Annotated in this window: 2 protein-coding genes; both read left to right on the top strand. The window is 45.8% G+C overall.

Annotated features, from left to right (window positions below):
* The coding region (locus tag QUA45_RS19145) for a metallopeptidase TldD-related protein (protein ID WP_333221861.1) at positions 1-213 on the top strand (213 nt) is incomplete at its 5' end.
* 303 nt (positions 214-516) lie between these two features.
* On the top strand, positions 517-1631 hold a 1115-nt coding region (locus QUA45_RS19140), incomplete at its 3' end, for a THUMP domain-containing protein (RefSeq protein ID WP_333221860.1).

Raw genomic sequence — 1631 nt, 5'->3', positions numbered from 1 at the left:
TTGGAAGTAACGGGAATGACTCGCGACGGTACTTTTTGGATTGAGGATGGCAAGATTGCTTACCCGATTAAAAACCTGCGTTTCAATCAAGTTTTACCTGATATGTTGCGCGATGTGGATGCAGTTAGTGCGGTGAAGCGTTACGGCGGTAGTGTCGTGCCCGGAGTGCGCGTGAAAGCTTTTAATTTCACGAGTATTACTGACAGTTTGTGAGTTGCAGCGGTGAGGTGCGCGGAAACTCACCCGGAGGAGTCGGAATTATTCTTCTCTCTCTTCTCTGAATCTGCGTAAATCCGCGTTCATCCCTTGTCATCTGCGGTTAATACATTCTCTTTTTTAAACCGCAGATGAGGGCAGATAAACACAGATTAACGCAGATTAATTAGATCGAGTTCGGTTGCAACGTTCGTGATTATTGACTGTTGACTTGATTTTACAATTCCGATGGTACCGGATTTGATATAATTTAGGGCGATCGATAAAAACCAATTCCCAATTACCAATTACCAATTCTCAATGAATCAATATTTTGCTACAGTTGCGCGCGGTTTAGAAACTATTGCCGCCCAAGAATTAGAACGTTTAGGGGCCCAGGATGTCAAGCCAGATTTTACTGGGGTTTACTTTGCGGGCGATCGCGCTTTATTGTACCGCGTCAATCTGTGGTCGAGAACAATTTTTAGAGTGCTAATGCCGATCGCCGAATTCCGGTGTTACAACTCGGATATGCTCTACCGCGAAGTGCAGAAAATCCCTTGGGACGAATACTTATATCCCGACAATACTTTAGCAGTAAACTGCACCGGCGGCAACGAAAAGTTGAACCACACTCACTTTACAGCTTTGCAGGTCAAAAATGCGATCGCCGACCAACAGCGCCTTCAATTTAACAAGCGTTCTAATGTCGATGTAGAGCATCCCGATTTGCTAATTAACCTTCACATTCATCAAGATAGAGCTATTTTAAGTTTAGACAGTTCTGGCGGCAGTTTGCACCGCCGGGGATATCGACCGGCGATGGGGCTTGCTCCCCTCAAAGAAACCCTAGCTGCGGCTTTGTTGGAGATGGCAGAATGGACGCCAGATTTGCCATTTTTAGACCCGATGTGCGGTTCGGGAACTTTGCCTTTGGAAGCGACTTTAAAGGCCTTGAATATTGCACCGGGATTGTTTCGAGAAAAGTTTGGATTTATGACTTGGCGGGATTTTGACGAACCTTTGTGGGATAAATTGTGGGCAGAAGCGGAAAATAGCGAATTGCCGGAACTCAAAGAGGTGGTTGCAGGGTGCGATCGCGATTCCGATATGTTAACTCAAGCTCGCACCAACGCGCAGCAAGCTGGTATTTCCGGTAAGATTCAGTTTGCTCAAACCGAGTTATCTCAGTTGGAAGCACCTGCAGACAGAGGCGTTCTGATTTGCAATCCTCCCTACGGAGAAAGGCTGGGAGATGCTAGCGAATTAGGAGATTTGTACAAGATGTTGGGGGATATTTTCAAGCATCGTTTTAAAGGTTGGAATGCGTTTATTTTGACGGGAAATAAGGAGTTAGGTAAAAAGGTTGGACTCAGGACATCGCGGCGAATTCCGGTTTTTAATGGCTCGATTCCGTGTACTTTGCTCAAGTATGA

Source organism: Microcoleus sp. Pol12A5, from assembly GCF_036701435.1.
Taxonomy (GTDB): Bacteria; Cyanobacteriota; Cyanobacteriia; order Cyanobacteriales; family Microcoleaceae; genus Microcoleus.
The sequence above is the reverse complement of the archived record's forward strand: the minus strand, read 5'-3'. Positions and strand labels throughout refer to the sequence as shown.